Source organism: Paenibacillus sp. VTT E-133291, assembly GCF_002264395.1.
Lineage (GTDB): Bacteria > Bacillota > Bacilli > Paenibacillales > Paenibacillaceae > Paenibacillus_AQ > Paenibacillus_AQ nitricinens.
The window spans coordinates 1-18,805 of the sequence record NZ_NFVA01000083.1 but is presented as its reverse complement, the minus strand read 5'-3'; the positions used below and the strand labels follow the sequence as shown (position 1 = coordinate 18,805).

Below are 18,805 nucleotides of genomic sequence, written 5' to 3'. Positions count from 1 at the left end.
ATCAGGGGATTGAGATCATTTGAATTGGATTACTAACTATTCAGGGATTCCCCATTAACCACGCTTGCACATGCTTTAGGAATTTTCTAGTAGCAGGGGAAGCGTATTTCATGGAGTGTACAGCGATCCCAAGCGATCTAAAACTTCGTTCCTCCAATTCAAGCATGGTTACGTTATAATTTTGACGGGTTAACACAAGCTCTGGCAAAATACTAATCCCAAGCCCCTTCTCCACCATTGCCATAATGGCATAGTCATCACCCGCTGAAAACTTAATATTCGGTTTGATGCCTGCCTTATCCAGCACACGTCTGACATCATAATCTGAACCTGCCTTCGGGATGATGAAATCCTCCTTCGCAATTTGGGATAATGACAGAAACGGCTCTGCGCTAAGCGGGTTATCTTTGGAAACGATACCTAACATCCGGTCCTTTTTTAAGGGAATCACTTCGAACTTCTCACGGGTAGGCAGAGAAATAAAACCACAGTCAACAACTCCGGCCTCAATCCATTGTTCTACCTCTAAGTAACCCCCCTCCATTAACCTAATTTCTATATAGGGGTATTCACTGCGGAATTGCTTAATCATCCCTGGCAGCCAATGTACGGATACACTGGTAAACGTCCCAATGGTAATGGTCCCGACCTCTAGCCCATGAATATCCGCTACTTCCTGCTTCAATTGTTCATTCCACTTTAGAATTTCACGGATCGGCTGCAGTACTTGCTCACCGTTGACCGTTAATTTAACCCCAGATCTATTTCTAATTAATAACGTGAAGCCAAACTCCATCTCCAAGCTGCTAATCGTGTGGCTAATCCCAGATTGCGTAAAGCCCAGCACATCTGCTGCTTTGGTTAGGCTCCCCAGCTCCACAACTTTTAGAAAAATCTCATACTTATTAATGCTCAACCTCTATCCCTCACCTTTATAAGTTGCATAAGTTTTACTCATGTATCCTATGATAAACATTCAGTTACCTTATGTATAGAGCCGTATTATAATATGTTGAGTTGATGATAAAGAAGGATGATGACGAGATGAAACCGCTCAAAGCTGAGCTGCTGCTGTTAGTTGTAACATTATTTTGGGGCTCCTCCTACATATTTATGAAAATGGGTTTAGGTACATTAGGCGAATTCAATCTGATTGCACTCCGCTTCGGACTTGCTTTTATATTAGCCACAGTGATCTTCCACAAACGATTAAGACAAGTAGACATCAAAACAATAAAATATGGTGCTCTACTCGGATTCTTACTCCTCGGCGTGTTCACATGCATAACCTTCGGACTGAAGACTACAACAACCTCCAACGCTGGATTTTTAGTTGCCTTGACGGTCATTTTTGTACCGATATTAGATCGAGTTATTTTCAAAAAGAGAATCGCATCTGCGCAGGTTTTCGGCTCCATACTCGCTATAGCTGGAATTGGACTCCTTACCTTAAACGCAACCCTATCGATTGGGCCAGGTGACTTCCTTTGTATTCTTTCGGCGGTATTCTATGCGGTACAGATCTTATTTACAGGCAAGGCTGTAAAAGAGTGTGATTCTCTGAATATTGGAATCTTACAGTTGGGTTTTGCCGGAGGCTTTGCTTTAGTGTTATCTGCACTGTTCGAGACACCTTCGCTTCCTTCGACTTTACCGGCATGGATTGCGATCCTCGCACTTGGGATTCTCTGTAGTGCCTGTGGCTTCATCCTGCAACCCATTGCTCAAAAATATACTTCCCCATCACGCACCGGACTGATCTTCTCCCTTGAGCCGGTATTCGCCGCACTGTTCGGCTATTGGTTCGCCGCTGAAAAGCTATCGATGCAAGGATATGCTGGTGCAGCCCTTGTACTACTGGGGATTGTGGCCTCTGAGCTATTGGGTAAATTGTCTCTAACCCCAGCGTTGGTTCAGAAGAAACCAGAACATCTATAGATAGATTCTCTAATACAAAAAAGGCGTCGTCAGCTAGGCAAGCTGAACGACGCCTTTTTATCATCTAATCTTATGAATTAATGCCCCATCATCATTGCTGCATCCGCCTTCTGGCCTTCTTCGGAGGAGGAATCACTCGAAGAAAGCTTAGGCTTGCGCAGAATAATCGACATCAATACTCCGACTACAGCAATACAGCCAGACAGGAAGAATACATCATCGAATCCTAGAACTGCAGCTGTCAAAGGATTGCTCCCTGCTTCCAAAGCACCCATATGCACAGTGATTTGACTGGTCAGATAACCCGTCAAGCCTGCTACAGCAAAGGCCACAACCACCTGCTGTGCCGCTGCGGTAAGCGATGTAACACGGCTCACTAATTCACGCGGTGCTGCATTCAGAACATGTGTATTGAGTGGCATCATCGCTATACCCATTCCAAATCCTAATAAACCAAGATACGTCATAATTAAGTTTAGACTAGTATTTATCGTAATTCCTGACAGTAGGAATAAGGTAACCGTAATAATGCTCAGACCCACAAAAGCCAGCGGTCGTGCCCCTATCTTATCAAACAGTTTGCCGCCAAGCGGCATGCCGATTACACATGCTAAAGCTTGTGGAAGCAGTATTAATCCCGTTTCTAGTGGTGTATACGCCCGAATCTGCTGTAAGTATAGCGGCACGAACAGCATGGAACCAAACAATGCGGCCTGCATGACCCAAGTTAAAATAATGCCGCGGGTGAAATCTGAGGAGCGAAACACGCGCAGATCCAGCAAAGGCTGTTTATGCCGCAGTTCAACGATTATAAATAGAATTAGTGCAACGCCCCCAACAGATAATCCGAGGATTGCCGGAGTCGATGACCAACTATTCGCTCCACCTTCATTTACTCCATAAGCTAGCATAGAAAACGCAATCGGTGCCAGTATTATGCCTAATATGTCGAGGTTGCCTTTCCCAATCTTCTCCGTCCTAGGTAGGTACTTAACGCCAAGAATAATACCAACAATCCCAATCGGCACGTTGATCAGGAAGATCCAATGCCAGCTAACGTATTCAACAAGCCATCCGGACAAAATTGGGCCAAGGGCAGGAGCAAGCAGCATGGGAATCCCTAACATCCCCATAATCGACCCTCTTCGTTCTGCTGGAGCTAACTTAAACACCATAGCCATCCCAATAGGAGCTACCATCCCCCCACCAAGTCCTTGGATCACACGAAAAATAACAAGCTGCGAAGAAGTTTGAGCAACGGAACATAACATGGAGCCAAGAATGAACAACGTGAGCGTCACCAGAAACACTTGTTTAGAACCGAAGCGATCCGTCATCCAGCCTGCGAGCGGTATTACAGCCGCTAAAGCTAATGTGTACCCTGTAATCGCCCACTGAATCGTTTGGAGATCGGAACCGAAGTAGTCCACGAGCTTGGGAACTGCTACATTAACCACCGTACCATCCAGAATAACCATTATCATACCGACGATAATTGCAAGAAGCGGGGGGATGATAGCTCTTAGCGAGAATGGTTGTTCTTCTGTTTGGCTACTCCCAGTTATTGATTTTGTCATCCAGTGCTCCACTCTTTTCTCTAATTTAGTTAAATGCTTTAACGATTATTTCAAATTTTAATTTACCTTCGATGAAGGCGAAAGTCAACAAATAAAACCCTTTTTTACAATAAAAATACATTGTATTTACGTTCCTCTCAGAATGTTAATCCAATCAAAAAAGACTATGCATGGTCCCCTTAAGAAATTTCCTTAAGGAACGTACGCATAGCCTGTTGTGCCTGAAACGGTATCATTAATATTCTTTCACTAAATGGAAGGAAGGTTTCCCTTTAATTCAATAATCTTACCAGACTTATTAAGAACAAACTCCAGAGAGGCTTCAGTCACAGCAAAGCCAAGTACACATTGTATGGACACTTGATCTTCTTTTTGACTACTTTCCGTAGACTTTATGCCATGATAAGTACCCGCTCGTGCCGTAAATTCAGCCCAATATTTCTGTAAACCCGGGACGGAAAGCGAACGCTTCATTTCATCACTAAAGAATCGATTCTCTAATTCTTGAAATTGTCCAGTGCTTAGCAATCCAGCGATCACACTTGCTGTAACCTCAGGCGCATAAACTTCCACTAGATTAGCGTCAGCATTATAGGAGGTAACTAGTCCTATGCTAGTGAAAAAAGAGAGGGGAACATATAAGTGTTCCTTCTTAAACACAACATTATCCTTAAATTCTATTTTCTCTTTATCATTAATGGTAATATGGTCGTCTCCTACCTTATACTCAATCTTTTGTTTGACTCCAGTTAAGGTAATGGTGTCCGTGCTTTTTTGATAAGTGGTTTGATATTTCAAGACGCTTGTTGCTTCTCGAAGGGGAATCATTACCGTAGAACCGTTAGGATAGGCTGAATATTGATCTGCTTTTAGAACCTGACCGTTCAAAACTACCTTTACTTCACTTACATCTGCCCAAGCTGTAGAATAGGTAGTTCCTCCAAATCCATTTACCAATAACAGTACACTTAGCACTACAACAACCGCGATTTTGTTCATCCGTTCGAAACCTCCCTTTTTTTGACTATTAGTATTATGTGCGTTTCCAGCATCTGCTAATCCTAATGGTAGTCAAGCTCAACAAAAAAAGTGAATCGGTTCTTACATGGACATTCAAGTTCTAGGTTATTCCACTTTGAAGTCAAAGTATTGTTTAGGATAAGGTTCCTTCGTCAATGTAAAATGCCACCATTCCTTGCTGTAAGGTTTAAATCCCTGTTGTACCATTGCCTCTTTGAGGATCGCGCGATTTGCTTTCTGAGTCTTGTTGATTAAGGGTGTATCATAATAGGAGATGTCTCCGAAAAAATCAAACGGGCTGCCCATATCTACTTCGGCTCCCGTTTCTTTATTTACGATCGTTAAATCGATGGTGCTACCTCTGGAATGGCCTGATTTTTTAGCAATAAAACCAAGTTTAAATAGATTACGTTTATCCAGTCGCGGATAATATTGCTGTTTCATCTTAGTATCTGCGGCATTCTGCGACCATCTTACAAAATGATTCACCGCCGTCTGCGGGCGATAAGCATCATAGATTTTAAGAATATAACCTTTGTTCGCTAAATCCTCACTAACCGCTTTTAAAGCCGTTGCCGCTGTCCGCGAGAATATTGCTAAAGGCGCCTTATAACCATCCATCCGCTTCCCAACAAAATTGTTGTCCCCGTAGTAACGAATCTCGTATTGTGCCGTAGGAATCACTTCATCCAAATAGACAAAACCTTGCGGTAAATGATTTTTCTTCGCAAGTTGCATCTGCTGCAGCACGGAGTCCGTTGAAGAACCGACATAAGCGGCTTCTGCACTACCCATAAACATACTGTTTGTCCACAACGACAGCACAACTGCGAAAACTGCGATTCTTGTTCTTCTTGATCCTATTCTCAATTCATCCAGCCTCTTCTCAGGTGTTGTCTTCACATACTCTAATAATTACGAGTTTACGGTTTCAACTAGAAATTTTTCTATTACTGGAGTGAATTTATTATTCGTGGAATTAAGTAATTGTAGTAGCTTTTCTAAAATCGAAAGAATTCTAGTATCAACCTTGCTATTTTTTAGTGCATTTTCATACGCCTTTTTTACTTCTGGCTTGATAACTTGCTCATCATAGTCGTATGCAGGTGTATTACTTGTTCCATATAATAAGCGAGACGTTGCAATAAGAAGTTCTTTTTGAAGAGCGGTTGAACGGTTAGAAGCAGGATATTTCGTCACAAAATCCTCTATTGCAAGCGCTCTACTCGTTAACTCGGTCCAACTGATTACTATCGCTGCATCAGATACACTCGGTTGATTAGATTCGGTGGCCATGATGTCAATATAAGCTGCGATGTCCTTCGTAACAGAAGGCTTAAAGATCTTAAATCCCTCATAATGCATCACCGGATAGTACATGCCCTCACTGGTCTCCAGCTTATATCCCTTATCTCGACCTTCAATTAACACATTGCGTACGTTGGAATCGTTGATCGTATTAAGAAGTGCGGTAAAGGTTAGATTTTTGTTTTTGGAAAAAGCACTATTTATCTCTTTCTGCATCTTGTCCGGAAAAACCTTTTCTGAGTATACAATTAAATGCGCCTTCTGTGCATTCTCGAGCTGAAGTGTCATCTGAGTCGCTGTCCAGGTATCCACTTCTTTGATATGGTTAATTAAATAATTACGTGCGTTAGCAAGAGATGTCGGCTTCTGTACATACTGCTGAAATTGATTATAAACGCCTGCAGATTCCGTTGCCGTGGCGGCAAGTACTGGCTCTATGCCCCAAGTACTTAATCCCGTCACTGAACCAATAGTTATAGCAATACTTAATAAGCTTTCTTTTTTCCAGTTCAATCCATGACCTCCTTTTGCCATATGTGTAATTGTACTTAATATATGGACATACGGGAAGATCCTGAATCTAACCTAGTACTGTATTCTCTTGGACGCCTCCAATATCCTTCCTGCGATAAATGCCCATCAAAAGTCCAATGGCAGCATATTCAAACCACACATGACTCCCATAGCTGAGGAACGGAAATGGAATTGATGTCAGCATCATTCCCCCGCTCAAAACAGCAAGACCGTAGGCAAATCTTATCGCAAGAAAAAATGCTAAGCCAACAACAAGTGCTTGTCCGTAAGGTTCACGAATCGCTCGTATCGTTGAAAGCAGCTTAATCAAAAGCCAGGTTATAACAGCTGCCAGAAGCAATCCACCCGCCCAACCAAAGCAATGGATCAGATAGACTGGCAACATATCAGAGTAGACATACGGCAGCTTTTGTTCTACTGATCCGAACCCGTGACCCCACCACCCTGCTGAACTTAAAACTTCACGCATGACTTGATAAATATACCCATAACCTTCCGGATCTAAAGAAGGGTTTATAGCATTTATGAATCTAGCCAGCAAGTAGTCACTTTTAATAATAAAAATCAGTCCAATTATCAAAAAGAACCCTAACAACACGACACTCTTTAACCAATCGCGAATAATCCATAAATACAATACGATTGAATAGGCAAGATACATCACTAACTCTGGAAGAGCATTTAAAGAGAGGAGAAACAAAGCGGGTAGTAACAGAATACCTACTTCGAACAACCCACTTCGCAAAGTTTTCTTGTTAGCTGCTTCCCTACGATTTACTAGAATCCCTGTTAGAGCGACAATCAGCATAAAAGGACGATAGGATGTCATATCAGGTAAAATCAAGAAAATCCTAGGACCATAGTTCATGCCATTAACTTGAGTCCCCCATAATATGCTCACTAAAATACCTATTAAGGAAGTACCATATAACACCCAAGAAAGTCCCTTTAATCTTCTGAAATCAATGAAGTACAATCCAAACATTAGAACAATTCCAATAAGTATATTAATCGACTGCCGTCTAAGCGCATTATCTAAAAAAGAACCTTTAACAATATCACTATAGCCAGCATCCACAGAGCCCATTCCGATCAAACTAATCGCGGACAACAAAGCTATAACGCCAAACAATCCCCAAGGAACTCGTGGTTTATGTATTTGATGAAGTTCCCTCCCTAACGTTTGCGGATTTCCCATTTGTGCAATTGCCCAAGTTATTGCTTCATCTCTAGGCATGCCAGTCGCTTCTTTTTCACAGATTAATTCTTCCAGATGATTAGCTAATTCTAGACGTATCTCGGGGTGAGTTTTTTTCGCTTTAATCTCTGCACATACTTTATCCAAAAATTTCTGCTGCCTCTCTTTCATCATATACCACCCTCTCCCAGAACAGAGTCAACTGCCCCTTTAAACAAAACCCATTCCGCCCTTTTCTCCTTGAGCTTCTCTTTACCTTCATCCAGAATTCTATAATACTTACGCTTCCTTCCGTCTACCTCCATCCAATAAGCTTCCACCCAACGTTCGCTTTCCATCGCATGCAGAATCGGATACAAGGTTCCTTCTTTCAAAGCAAAAACACCCTCTGATCTCAGCTCCAGCTCTTTGATCAGCTCATAACCATATAATGGCTTCTCCAGTAAAAGAGTCAGAATCAACGTGCCTGTACTGCCCTTCAGCATTTCTTTACTTACTTTCAACGGTCTACACCTCCTGATCTCTAAACTCCATTGACTACATCTGATTATCACGAATATTATTTAGCCTGTTATACCTAGGACAACTATACATCGTAAATCTATGTATGTAAAGTAGTAGCATAGAATGAAAGTGATATATATTCGTTAAATATATATTGACTCAATATATATTGAACTGATATATTGTGATGGCGATATACAATTTTTTCTAACTACTAGGAGGTTTTGTTTTGAACAGTCAGGACGTTATTTTAGGCATGCTTATGAAAGAATCGAAGACTGGTTATGAAATAAAACAGTTATTGGAGGATGTCTTCTCTAATTTCTATAGTTCTAGTTATGGAACGATTTATCCCACACTTGCTCGAATGGAAAAGGAGGGTTTGATCACTAAGGAAAATGTGCAGCAGGAAGGTAAGCCTAACAAGAATCTTTTAAACATCACGGATAAAGGAAGAGATAGTTTTAATGCCTATTTACAAGCCCCACTAGAGGCAGATAGTATCAAGAAATCTGATTTTATGATGAGGCTATATTTTGGTGAGTTTGTTGGGTATGACAAGGTGATTATTTGGTTGAAGCAAGCCCAAGAAGAATCACAAAATAAGTTAGACCAATTACTTGAGCAGCATTCGCTCCATAAAGATGAAATGCATCCAGCACAGATTATCTGTATCCAAATTGGCATAGAAGAATATAAAGCAAAACTCAGAATCATCGCCGATGGTTTGTTAAACATGGAGCAGTTAGTGCTTACGAAGTAAGTTTTGTACGTACCAAGTGAAGATGTAACGCTCAGAAAACTTTTAGGAGGAATTGTTAATGAAAACAATTTTTATAACGGGTGCTTCGTCTGGCATTGGGAGAACTACAGCAAAACATTTTGCTGAAAGAGGATGGAACGTTGTAGCAACGATGCGTTCACCTGAACAAGAAAGTGAACTTATTACACTTGATAATGTATTGGTTTTACAGCTTGATGTTGAGAAGGCAGAGACGATTCAACCTGCGTTAGCGGAAGCAATTAAGCATTTCGGTAAAATTGACGTCCTCCTCAATAATGCGGGTTATGGAACAATGGGACTTATTGAGGTAGCGACAGATGAGCAGATCAGAAGACAGTTTGAAGTGAACGTATTTGGACTTATCAGTATGACTAAAGCCATCTTACCCCACTTTAGATCTAATCAAAATGGTTTGCTGATCAATATTTCTTCTATGGGAGGGAAAGTAACCTTTCCTACGATGTCTCTGTATCATTCAACGAAATTCGCCGTAGAAGGTTTTTCTGAATCCGTATCTTATGAATTAGCATCACAAAACATCAAAGTAAAGTTAATTGAACCCGGTGCTATTCAGACGGACTTTGGTGGAAGATCGATGGAGTTCTTTTTTAATGAGGCATTAACAGATTATAAGCCCTTTACGACTGCATTTTTAGGTAAGCTGGGTGAGATGGAAAAACAACCTGACTATGCTTCACCTCCAGAAATCGTTGCGGAAACCATATATCAGGCCGCCACAGATGGGACAAGTCAATTCCGGTACATCGTTGGAGAAGATGCAAAAATGCTCATTCATATGAAAGAAACTACAGATGAAGAAGAGTATCTGACTAATATTGCCCAGCATTTTTCTTAAAAAGAAGTTAGGTGGAGGCCGCTTCTCTGTATTCTACTAGGGAGAGGCCCTTCTTTCTTGTTGTAGGCAAAAAAAGTCCCCTCCGATCGACAGTGATGAGTCCATAAGTTCATGAACTTTCACCACTATCTAGCGTAAGGGGATAACGGTTTACCTTATTTATTAATGCATTGAAGTATTCATTTTATGATTCACAACTACTCTTTTAATGAAGAAAGCAAGAATTAGTCCTACAATCGCCATACTCATTCCGAAAATAAAAGCATTTTGCACGCCTTGCGTGAACGCAGGCAACATATTCGCTGGATCGGCAGGATCGGCCACAGTTTTCAAATAATTCTTAGAACCTGCGGACATAATGCTGACCGCTAATGCGGTACCGATCGCACCAGCAACCTGCTGCAGCGTATTCATAATCGCTGTTCCATCTGGATATAATTCTAGCGGCAGCTGGTTAATTCCGTTGGTTTGTGCAGGCATAAATACCATCGACACACCAATCATAAGGGTACTGTGAAGTACGATTACGAATACGACCGTAGAAGCTACAGTAATACTGGAGAAGAACCACAAGGCAGCCGCTGCAATAGTTAGACCCGGAATAACGAGCCATTTCGGACCGTACTTATCGAACATACGACCCATGATCGGGGACATCAATCCGTTAATAATCCCCCCTGGAAGTAGCAGCAAGCCTGCCTTGAACGCTGTATATCCTTGACCCTGTTGAAGATACATCGGCAGAATCAACATGGATGATAGGATAACCATCATACAAATAAATACCATAGCCACACCAATGGAGAACATCGGATATTTAAATGCTCGCAGATTAATCATAGGCTGCTTCATCTTCATTTGACGCAAACCGAATAGTAAGAGTGATACCACACCTACTACGATAGCTATGATCACTTTTGGACTTCCCCAACCAGCTTCTTCACCGGCGCTACTGAAACCAAACACGATTCCACCAAATCCGATTGAAGATAACACTATGGAGAGAATGTCAATCTTCGGCTTCGTAACCTTCGTTACATTTTGCATGAAGAGGATCCCGAATATCAATGCGATCACCAGGAATGGCAGTGACAGCCAGAAGATCCAGTGCCAGCTAAGGCTTTCAATTAGAAGACCAGCAATAGTAGGACCGATCGCTGGCGCTACCATGATAACCAACCCAATCATCCCCATTGCAGCCCCACGTTTTTCAGGAGCAATGATGATAAGGATGGTATTAAACATTAGTGGTAATAGGAGCGCAGTACCCATTGCTTGTACCACACGAGCTGTTAATAGAAACTCAAAATTAGGTGATACTGCAGCTAGAAACGTTCCAAGTATTGAAAAACATAATGCAGCAACAAACAACTGTCTAGTCGAGAACCACTGAAGCAGCATTCCCGAAATTGGGACTAGAATCCCCAGTGTAAGCAGATAAGCTGTCGTCAACCATTGTGCTGTTGCTGGAGTAATTTGAAGGACATTCATAAGATCACTTAAAGCTACATTTAGTGCGGTTTCACTGAACATTCCGATAAATCCTGCAAGTAGTAATGAGACTAAAATCGGAATGGTTTTAAACTTCTTTACTTCATTTTGTTGCTTTCCTTGCATAGTTGCTTCCACTCTTAATCCTCCTGATATTCTTATCTATTTTTCTATATCTAACCAAGTATTGCAGGGATAATCTTTGCCGCCGCGAGAAGCGGTTGTTCATCCCTTAAAGTCAGCGTCTGAAGAAGTGCTCCTTCAAATAATGAGACTATTACTGAAGCCTTATCGGCTGCAGTGTTGCTCTCCACACCTTCTTCCAGAAGGCGTTTCTTGATCACATCCTGCAAGTCCATAAACACAGATTTACATGCAGTCCGCAGCTCCTCACTAATACAAGAGGTCTCCGCCGCTAACCAAAAACTGAACGGAACAATCCCCTCGAATGAGGATTCTACTGCATCTTTAGCCATTCCTAGAATGAAATCCTCCATCGCTTCAGCAGCATTATTGCCACTCACCAAATGATGCTTAATCTTCTGAGCAACTATTTCACCAATTCGGTTAATGCATGTTAAAACCAGCTCTTCTTTGCCGTGGGGGAAGTAATAATAAAGAGACCCCTTCGGTGAATCGCTGTCTTTAATAATCTGATTTAGGCCTGTTGCATGATATCCCTGAGAAAAAAATAATTTCGAAGCGGTGTGGAGAATCGCCTCACGCGTATTCGGCTTGTTCGACAAGCTGACACTTCCTTTGTATTATAACAATTGGTCTATATAATAGAACCATATTTTAAAGAGATATGTCAACATATAAATTACTTAAATTCAAAGTAATCTACTTCCCATTCCCTCAACCTCAGCGTATACTATAATTATTCCAATGAGAAAGGTGTGAATAAAATGCAAGACGTGCCCAAAGGAATTCCACGGCCATTAGTAAAGACTAATCAGGCGTTTATCGTCATTTCTGTAATATTGACATGGTTAACAGGACAGCACTGGATACTAGCGCTGCCCTTGTTTGCCGGATTGCTCGGACTGTTGTTCGGTTATAATCCTATTATTAAGCTAGCTGCCAAGTTTCTGACAAAAGAACGTTCGCACTATGTACTCGAAGACTGGTCACAACAACAGTTTAACCAAACCATTGCTGTATTCTGCCTAACAAGTGGTCTAATCAGCTTTATCGCGGGCTGGACGATTGCCGCCTATATTTTCACTGCGCTTGTTGCAGTGGCAGCCACTGTAGCCATTCTTGGTTTTTGCATCGGATGTTTTATCCATTATCAGTGGAGAATGTACAATTATATACGTAAACAGAGCAGCACACATTAAACTTTTTAATGTTTCTCTTCTCCAACAACATCCCAGCGATGGCGAAATTTTAGAAGCCTAGGATGTAGTGATGAAGGGGCGGCTGGCAGCAATAACCGAATCTTTACAATCCACTCTTCAAAAGAGGAATACGAGGCAAACTGATTCGCCAGCTCAGGTGTTAAATACAAAAAAATCGGCGAAGGATAGATTTCTGCAAGATGTCGAAGCGCAGAATCAAGCGGAGTATATTTCTTTCGCTTCCCCTCCAAACTCTCTATCGTGATGAAGCTAAGTCCTTGATCCCTCTTCCATTCATGCAGCCGGTCCTCCCGCTTATAATAAGCGCTCACCGGCTCTTTGGTCATCCGTCTCACCGTTTCTTCATGAAGCGGATATAGCACTAGCTTAGTGAAACGCCGATCGGTGGCCGTTTTTGCCGCGATTACAAGCTCCTGATCTGTTATATGTTCAAAAGAATCGTAAAACACTAATGTCCCTTTACGTTGTTCAACCGGTGGCTCATAGCCGTAGGGAACATGCTGAATGTCTTTCCTCAATGAAACCCCTCCTGCTTGTTCTATTTATAAATCATATCATGTGACAATAGCAGGGCTATCATTCTTATCTTGCAGTTGAAGCAGTTCTCACTTCCCACCCGCCTCAACAATCCCCTGCTCTATCCCAAGCTAATTTAAATTCCGCTACACTCTGATACCGCTGCTCACGCTCCAGGCTAACCGCCCGTAAAGCAATATCGTAGTGCGCTTGGCTCGCTTCCCATTTTGCAAACGACCGTTCGGAGGCTCTTCCTAATAGAACAAATGCTGTTGCGCCCATATTGAATACATTGGTAACTTCATCAATCGGTGCATCCAAGATAAACTCTTCCGGTGACTTGAATCTGGATGAACCCCAGAAGTTCTCTCCCAGATCATTTACAGTTGGCTTAGGTCTATAAAAATCAATATCACAAATCCTTGTTTCATCGTTCGCGAAATTATAAAGAATACTTCCATCGTAAAAATCGACAGCGACATAACCCTGCAACTCAACATGTTCATGAAACGCAAAAATTACGTCTAAGGACACTAAACGTTTTTCAACAGATAATTGCTTATAGCGGTAAAAAGGCGATTCCGGATGATTCAACTTAGCTTCTCCCGAAAACAGCCAATGCGAATGTAAACATTCACCTTCAAACCATTCAAACACCGCTGCATATCCCGCTCCAACTTCAAAGTGTGACACCAGATTGATCAGCGATTTAGATTCAAGTTCATTATACAACGGAACAGCTTTAATCAAATTATCAACAGCATCTGAGGGGTTCCCATCATAAGTCAAAGGCTTCGCTCCAGCAAATTTCACAAAAACCTTCTGACCCTCCTTCTCCACCCCAAAAGAAAGATTTCCCGAGTCCTGCTGATCGAACACTTTGAACACCCTGCCAAGTTTAGATAACCAAGCAAAATCACAAGGCTCTTGCAATTGAAAAGTTACTGCATCGATTTCGTATGTAAAATATTTTTCGCTCAAATGTACCTCCGCATTTACTAACCTAAGTTAGCTCTATTTTCATAAAAATTCCGGCGATGATTGTTTCATGAGGACCTGTTCTTTTGACAATTTCATACGGCTTAAATCCTAACCTGGAGTATAATAACATCCCTTTAGTATTCACATTATGACAAACCAGATGTAACTCTTGAAGCTGTAAGTCCTCTTTAGCAGCAGCAAGCATGGTACGAATCAAATACTCCGCGGCTCCCTTACCTCTATAATCTGGTGAAACAATAAGATTTCCTAGCCAATATAAATCTTGTTCTTTTTGGTAATATAAATTGGCGTATCCAATGACTTGGCCTCGTTCATTTAAGATCACAGTTTGCTTTTCCCTGTCTTGTGCAGCCTGCTCTAATTGGTCAGAAGTAAGCGGATATTCCAGCTTAGGCGACATAAAGAACACTTCCATTGAATCTTTAGGAAAAGCACATATTGTGGCATAGTCCGCAGATGCGGCTTTTCGATAACTGTACGTCATTCCGTTTCCTACCTTCTTAACTTCAATCATGTTCTTGCTCGATATTTAAGCACTAGAATAATAACCAGCAGTACAACACATAAGGACATCGTATTCGTAATCAAAAATGCTAAACCTACCCCAGTAACCGCCAAACTGATCGCATAAGCTTCCATAAGACTAATCCCAAGCAGCATAAGCAAATACGACTTCAAATTTAAATCGGCTACGGATTTGGACTTCAAGATCTGAACAATCTGAGGAATCCATCCTACTGAAAGAATCACTCCACCTATTAATTGCATGATTGCAAACATAAGAGCACCTCCACGGATTTTATTACTGTTGTATTCCGGGCGGCTCCGTCTGGTTCCAATCTATGTCAAAATAAAAATAACAAGCAACGTTCAGTTACTCTGCTTCATGAAGCTTACTATACAAATAAGAGGCGGCACCAATCGTTCCGGCCCGACTCCCAAGCTCTGCTTGAACAATTTTACACTTACTGCCAGATAGCTTCAACGTATGCTGATTTACAGTTTCTCTAACAGATTGGAGCAATTTATCGCCCGCTGCTGCCATCCCCCCACCTACAATAATAAGATCAGGGTTAAGCATATTCACTACATTTGCTAATCCAAAGCCAAGTATAGTTCCAGTCTCCTGCATGACCTCCATAGAGAGAGCGTCTCCGAGTTCGTAGGCTTCAGATATCATTAGCGCGGTAATTTGCTCTTCTTGATCATTAGTCCAGGTCTGAATCATGCTGGCTCGGCCTTCCTTCAGCTTCTCTTTAAAAGTGTTCACCATGCCAACCGAAGACACATACCGACCCAAGCAGCCACAGCTCCCACATTTACATGGTCGTCCATTTCTGTACATATTCATATGCCCAATTTCACCAGCGCTATAAGATGTGCCGTAGATTACTTTCCCGTTGTTCACGATACCCGATCCTAAACCCGTTCCCAAAGTAATCAGAACTAGATTGTTGTAGCCTTTGCCTGCACCTTGCTGCCATTCTCCATACAGATTTACCCTTACATCGTTATCAATAAAAATAGGAAAATCGTAAAACTGCTTCATCTCGTCAACAACATGTACTTGCTCCCACCCCGGAAAATTCGGCGAGAAAAAAGAAATGCCCGCTACCGGATCAAGTAATCCGGGCACTCCGATTCCCATACCTTCTACTAAATCTAGCGAAATATCCGCTTCAACCGTAATCAAACGTACTGCATCTCTAATCCGTTCCAACACATGTAATGGACCTTTAGCAGCTTCTGTTGGCGTGGATACTTCTTTTACTGAAATAAAATCGTTATCATAAATTCCTGCTTTAATATTCGTTCCACCGAGATCAATTCCTATCATGTAGCGTTTCATAAGACCTCCAGAATTAGAAATAACTTCACCTTTCATTATGAATGTCTGAAAGCTGAAACTATAGAGGGAACATTCATGTTAATATGATAAAGTTCCAACATTTCTATTATAAATGACTACAACTAACTGTCGCTTCTGCTTCGGCTAACATCAGTCTGTTCACACCCATCTTAATCTGATTCTCAGTGAGATTAGAATAGCCAACCAGAAACACAGGTCCCTTAGGTTTACTCTCCAGAAAATAAGAAGATGCAGGATATACGCGAACTCCGTAACGGAGCGCCACTTCAGCTATACGCTTCTCTTCGGCATCCGACTCCAGCTCTATCAGTAAATGCAGTCCCGCTTCCTCACCATAATATCGCACACGACTCCCAAATTCAGTATTCAAGCTGTCTACTAGACAGGCTCTACGAGAAGCATACAGCTTTCCCATCTGTGTAACATGCCTTGCATAGTGGCCATTCTGAATAAATTCAGCTAACGCTTCCTGATCCAAAGCAGAAGACATGCGATCTGTAATCCATTTAACGGCCAAAAAAGGTTGAAGCAAAGCCGGAGGCAACACAACATAACCTATCCGCAGAGAAGGAAATAATACTTTACTAAAGCTGCCTACATAAATGACTCGACCCTCAACATCAAGACCAGCAAGCGCGGATAATTTCGGACCCTCGTACCTATATTCACTGTCATAATCGTCTTCAATAATAAAAGCATGATTAGCCTTCGCCCAATCCAACAGCTGAACTCTTCGTTTCAAGGACAGTGTCGTCCCAAAAGGAAACTGGTGAGAAGGCGTAACATAGACTAGCTTTGGGGATTTTTTAAGATTACCTTCTTTATCGTTATCACTGTTTGTTTGGATCTCTTCCACACAGATGCCATCTTGATCTACTTTAACAGGTATGACCTCTACCCCAGCAAAAGAAAATATTTCACGCACAACGCTATGTGATGGATCTTCAACAATGACTTGATCACCTTTAAATAAGAAAATCCTCGATAAAATATCAAGAGCTTGTGTAGCTCCAGAAGTAATCACGATTTGTTCTGGAACAACGGGCATAGACCGCGTGGAACGTAATAAACGAGCAATCTCTCGGCGTAGTCCCAGTGAACCCTCCGCAGGGCCATAACCTAAAGTATCCGGTGAGGCACGGCGGCAAGCATTCATAAGAGCTTTTTGCCATTGATCCATAGGAAACGCGTCCCAAGCAGGTACACCATGTCGAAAATCGCAAAACACCGGGTTCAAATGATCAACTTCTCTAGTAGAAGGAGGATTAAGCGTAAGGATATCAGGTCCCTTCGTTATAAAATTGTAAGGGCTCTCATAATCTTTTGTAACTTTCTCCTCCAACGTCAACTCCGCAATAAACGTCCCCGCCCCTTTTTTCATCTCCAGATACCCTTCTGCCTGTAGTAGCTCATAGGATTGAAGGACCACGCTTCTGGATACGCCAAGCTGATTGGCCAAAGTTCTAGACGGAGGCAGGGGGTCCCCCCCGCTTAAAGCTCCTGAATGGATAGCATTTCGAACTTGCTCGTAAATTTGACGGCTAAATGGTATCTGTCGTTCTTTATCGAGTGTGATCAGCAAATCATGCTTCATAAGAGGTCCTCCCCTTCTGTTCCGACTTTTGATTTAAAAATATAGGGTTAGCATTTTTACGAGTATTGCTGCGGAAACAGAGCCTAGAATCACGAAGAGCAGCGGAATTTTTCTAATTAATACCAGTATAACAGCGACAGTCCCTGATGCGATACCCACAAGATTAACATCTGGGTCTACCTGAATGATTCCAGGTACCGTTAATGCACTAAGAACCGCTATGGGCAAATACTCCAGCAGCCCTTGGACTTTGGAAGAACCATTCGTATGGTTCGTAAGCAGTAAAGGCACAAAACGAAATAAAAATGTAATAACAGCCATACCTACGATGATTAGTATAGTCATACGGATACCCCCTTCTCCGCTTTGACTTGCCCTTTAATTAAGGAACCTACTGCCATGCCGATCAACATAGCTATAAGAATCGAAGAGTTTCCCAGCAAAGGGTTCAGTAGCCAAGATGACCCCGCAGCTGATATACATATAGCCATATTCCGTAAGCTGCCTTTCAATTGAGGTACAACAAGTGCAATAAGTAAGGCATATAATGACGTGTTTAGCGCCGGTAAATATAAAGCTGGGATATAGGAGGCAAGGGTTATCCCCGAAGCTGTTGCTATCAGGTTAGCAACATAGGGAGGGATTTGTAGACCTAGCAGATAAGGAAGTGCTAAGGGCTGGTTCGTTTTTTCATTCTCCGTTTTACGATTTACTTCTTCTCGAGGGATCATACTAACGGCATATACCTCTTCTGTTAAACTGAAGCCAATCCAAGTTCTCGCTAGTACACTGATGTTACGATTTAACTGCCCTCCAAAGGATAAGCTGATAAACAAATATCTTAAGTTAATGATCAGGGTAAGCAGTAAAATCACTGGAGCGGCTGCTCCTGCGGCAAGCATTTTTACTCCGATAAATTGACTAGCCCCCGCAAATACGAGCGCTGACAATAAGAATACTTCCAGACTTCCTAGACCTAACCCCTTACCGACCAATCCAAACGTAAAGCAAGCTGGGATAAATCCTGCAACAATTGCGATAGAATCTTTTAGCCCTGTTCTAAACATTACTTTCTGATCATTCATAAGTTTTTCTCTCCCTTATCGTTGTTACTAGAGAGAGCATACTTGGATACAGTTCCAGTGGAAATAACCACATTGGTGCGTATGTACCATACCAATTTCTTTTCTCACAAAAAAAGACCTGACGTCGTCCTTGGGGTAGAGTTACAAGCTGAGTACATCCGTAA

Annotated in this window: 21 protein-coding genes; 4 read left to right on the top strand and 17 right to left on the bottom strand. The window is 41.9% G+C overall.

Annotated features, from left to right (window positions below):
* Positions 1-40: 40 nt before the first annotated feature.
* The gene (locus CA598_RS25120; RefSeq protein ID WP_094874171.1) at positions 41-916 is read right to left on the bottom strand and encodes a LysR family transcriptional regulator; all 876 of its coding nucleotides are present in this window, start codon (positions 914-916) and stop codon (positions 41-43) included.
* Positions 917-1,044: 128 nt separating this feature from the next.
* Between CA598_RS25120 and CA598_RS25115 the strand changes: the two genes are divergently transcribed.
* Positions 1,045-1,938 carry a DMT family transporter gene (locus CA598_RS25115; protein WP_094874170.1) on the top strand — a complete coding sequence of 298 codons (894 nt, stop codon included), beginning with the start codon at positions 1,045-1,047 and terminating at the stop codon, positions 1,936-1,938.
* A gap of 77 nt (positions 1,939-2,015) precedes the next feature.
* On the opposite strand, the gene CA598_RS25110 is transcribed toward CA598_RS25115, so the two are convergent.
* The 6 genes from CA598_RS25110 to CA598_RS25085 form a co-directional block, all read right to left on the bottom strand.
* Entirely contained in the window at positions 2,016-3,515 is a 1,500-nt protein-coding gene (locus CA598_RS25110) for a DHA2 family efflux MFS transporter permease subunit (protein WP_094874169.1), read from the bottom strand.
* A gap of 249 nt (positions 3,516-3,764) precedes the next feature.
* On the bottom strand, positions 3,765-4,514 hold the full coding sequence (locus tag CA598_RS25105) for a stalk domain-containing protein (protein ID WP_094878287.1): 750 nt from the start codon (positions 4,512-4,514) through the stop codon (positions 3,765-3,767).
* 126 nt (positions 4,515-4,640) lie between these two features.
* A complete protein-coding gene (locus CA598_RS25100; RefSeq protein WP_218832625.1) occupies positions 4,641-5,405 on the bottom strand; it encodes a M15 family metallopeptidase in 765 nt (254 codons plus the stop codon).
* Positions 5,406-5,450: 45 nt separating this feature from the next.
* The gene (locus tag CA598_RS25095; protein ID WP_094878286.1) at positions 5,451-6,356 is read right to left on the bottom strand and encodes a hypothetical protein; all 906 of its coding nucleotides are present in this window, start codon (positions 6,354-6,356) and stop codon (positions 5,451-5,453) included.
* 67 nt (positions 6,357-6,423) lie between these two features.
* Positions 6,424-7,749, bottom strand: a complete 1,326-nt coding sequence (locus tag CA598_RS25090; RefSeq protein ID WP_094878285.1) for an FtsW/RodA/SpoVE family cell cycle protein — start codon at positions 7,747-7,749, stop codon at positions 6,424-6,426.
* The gene (locus tag CA598_RS25085; RefSeq protein ID WP_179281746.1) at positions 7,746-8,078 is read right to left on the bottom strand and encodes a PadR family transcriptional regulator; all 333 of its coding nucleotides are present in this window, start codon (positions 8,076-8,078) and stop codon (positions 7,746-7,748) included. Before CA598_RS25085 ends, CA598_RS25090 begins: the two co-directional genes overlap by 4 nt.
* A gap of 230 nt (positions 8,079-8,308) precedes the next feature.
* Between CA598_RS25085 and CA598_RS25080 the strand changes: the two genes are divergently transcribed.
* Positions 8,309-8,842 (top strand): PadR family transcriptional regulator, encoded by a 534-nt coding sequence (locus CA598_RS25080; protein ID WP_094874165.1) that lies wholly within the window; start codon positions 8,309-8,311, stop codon positions 8,840-8,842.
* 58 nt (positions 8,843-8,900) lie between these two features.
* The gene (locus tag CA598_RS25075; RefSeq protein WP_094874164.1) at positions 8,901-9,719 is read left to right on the top strand and encodes an SDR family oxidoreductase; all 819 of its coding nucleotides are present in this window, start codon (positions 8,901-8,903) and stop codon (positions 9,717-9,719) included.
* A 162-nt stretch (positions 9,720-9,881) separates the two neighbouring features.
* Here the strand turns inward: CA598_RS25075 and CA598_RS25070 are convergent, their stop codons facing one another.
* On the bottom strand, positions 9,882-11,336 hold the full coding sequence (locus CA598_RS25070) for a DHA2 family efflux MFS transporter permease subunit (protein WP_094874181.1): 1,455 nt from the start codon (positions 11,334-11,336) through the stop codon (positions 9,882-9,884).
* Between the two features lie 50 nt (positions 11,337-11,386).
* Complete coding sequence (locus CA598_RS25065) at positions 11,387-11,956, bottom strand: TetR/AcrR family transcriptional regulator (RefSeq protein WP_094878284.1); 570 nt, start codon at positions 11,954-11,956, stop codon at positions 11,387-11,389.
* A 162-nt stretch (positions 11,957-12,118) separates the two neighbouring features.
* On the opposite strand from CA598_RS25065, the gene CA598_RS25060 reads away from it, so the two are divergent.
* Positions 12,119-12,553 (top strand): DUF4395 domain-containing protein, encoded by a 435-nt coding sequence (locus tag CA598_RS25060; protein ID WP_094878283.1) that lies wholly within the window; start codon positions 12,119-12,121, stop codon positions 12,551-12,553.
* Between the two features lie 5 nt (positions 12,554-12,558).
* On the opposite strand, the gene CA598_RS25055 is transcribed toward CA598_RS25060, so the two are convergent.
* The 8 genes from CA598_RS25055 to CA598_RS25020 all read right to left on the bottom strand — a co-directional run bounded on the left by CA598_RS25055 (position 12,559) and on the right by CA598_RS25020 (position 18,641).
* The gene (locus tag CA598_RS25055) at positions 12,559-13,092 is read right to left on the bottom strand and encodes a hypothetical protein (RefSeq protein ID WP_094878282.1); all 534 of its coding nucleotides are present in this window, start codon (positions 13,090-13,092) and stop codon (positions 12,559-12,561) included.
* Between the two features lie 103 nt (positions 13,093-13,195).
* The gene (locus CA598_RS25050; RefSeq protein ID WP_094878281.1) at positions 13,196-14,071 is read right to left on the bottom strand and encodes a serine/threonine protein kinase; all 876 of its coding nucleotides are present in this window, start codon (positions 14,069-14,071) and stop codon (positions 13,196-13,198) included.
* Between the two features lie 22 nt (positions 14,072-14,093).
* Positions 14,094-14,606 (bottom strand): GNAT family N-acetyltransferase, encoded by a 513-nt coding sequence (locus CA598_RS25045; RefSeq protein WP_094878280.1) that lies wholly within the window; start codon positions 14,604-14,606, stop codon positions 14,094-14,096.
* Positions 14,603-14,872 (bottom strand): PQ-loop domain-containing transporter, encoded by a 270-nt coding sequence (locus CA598_RS25040; RefSeq protein WP_094878279.1) that lies wholly within the window; start codon positions 14,870-14,872, stop codon positions 14,603-14,605. Before CA598_RS25040 ends, CA598_RS25045 begins: the two co-directional genes overlap by 4 nt.
* Before the next feature lie 94 nt (positions 14,873-14,966).
* Complete coding sequence (locus CA598_RS25035) at positions 14,967-15,941, bottom strand: ROK family protein (RefSeq protein ID WP_094878278.1); 975 nt, start codon at positions 15,939-15,941, stop codon at positions 14,967-14,969.
* A gap of 106 nt (positions 15,942-16,047) precedes the next feature.
* The gene (gene pdxR / locus CA598_RS25030; protein WP_094878277.1) at positions 16,048-17,556 is read right to left on the bottom strand and encodes a MocR-like pyridoxine biosynthesis transcription factor PdxR; all 1,509 of its coding nucleotides are present in this window, start codon (positions 17,554-17,556) and stop codon (positions 16,048-16,050) included.
* A gap of 33 nt (positions 17,557-17,589) precedes the next feature.
* Positions 17,590-17,901, bottom strand: coding sequence for an AzlD domain-containing protein (locus CA598_RS25025; protein WP_094874155.1), 312 nt, complete (start codon positions 17,899-17,901; stop codon positions 17,590-17,592).
* A complete protein-coding gene (locus tag CA598_RS25020) occupies positions 17,898-18,641 on the bottom strand; it encodes an AzlC family ABC transporter permease (RefSeq protein ID WP_094874154.1) in 744 nt (247 codons plus the stop codon). The genes CA598_RS25025 and CA598_RS25020 overlap by 4 nt, the downstream gene beginning before the upstream one ends.
* Positions 18,642-18,805 lie beyond the last annotated feature (164 nt).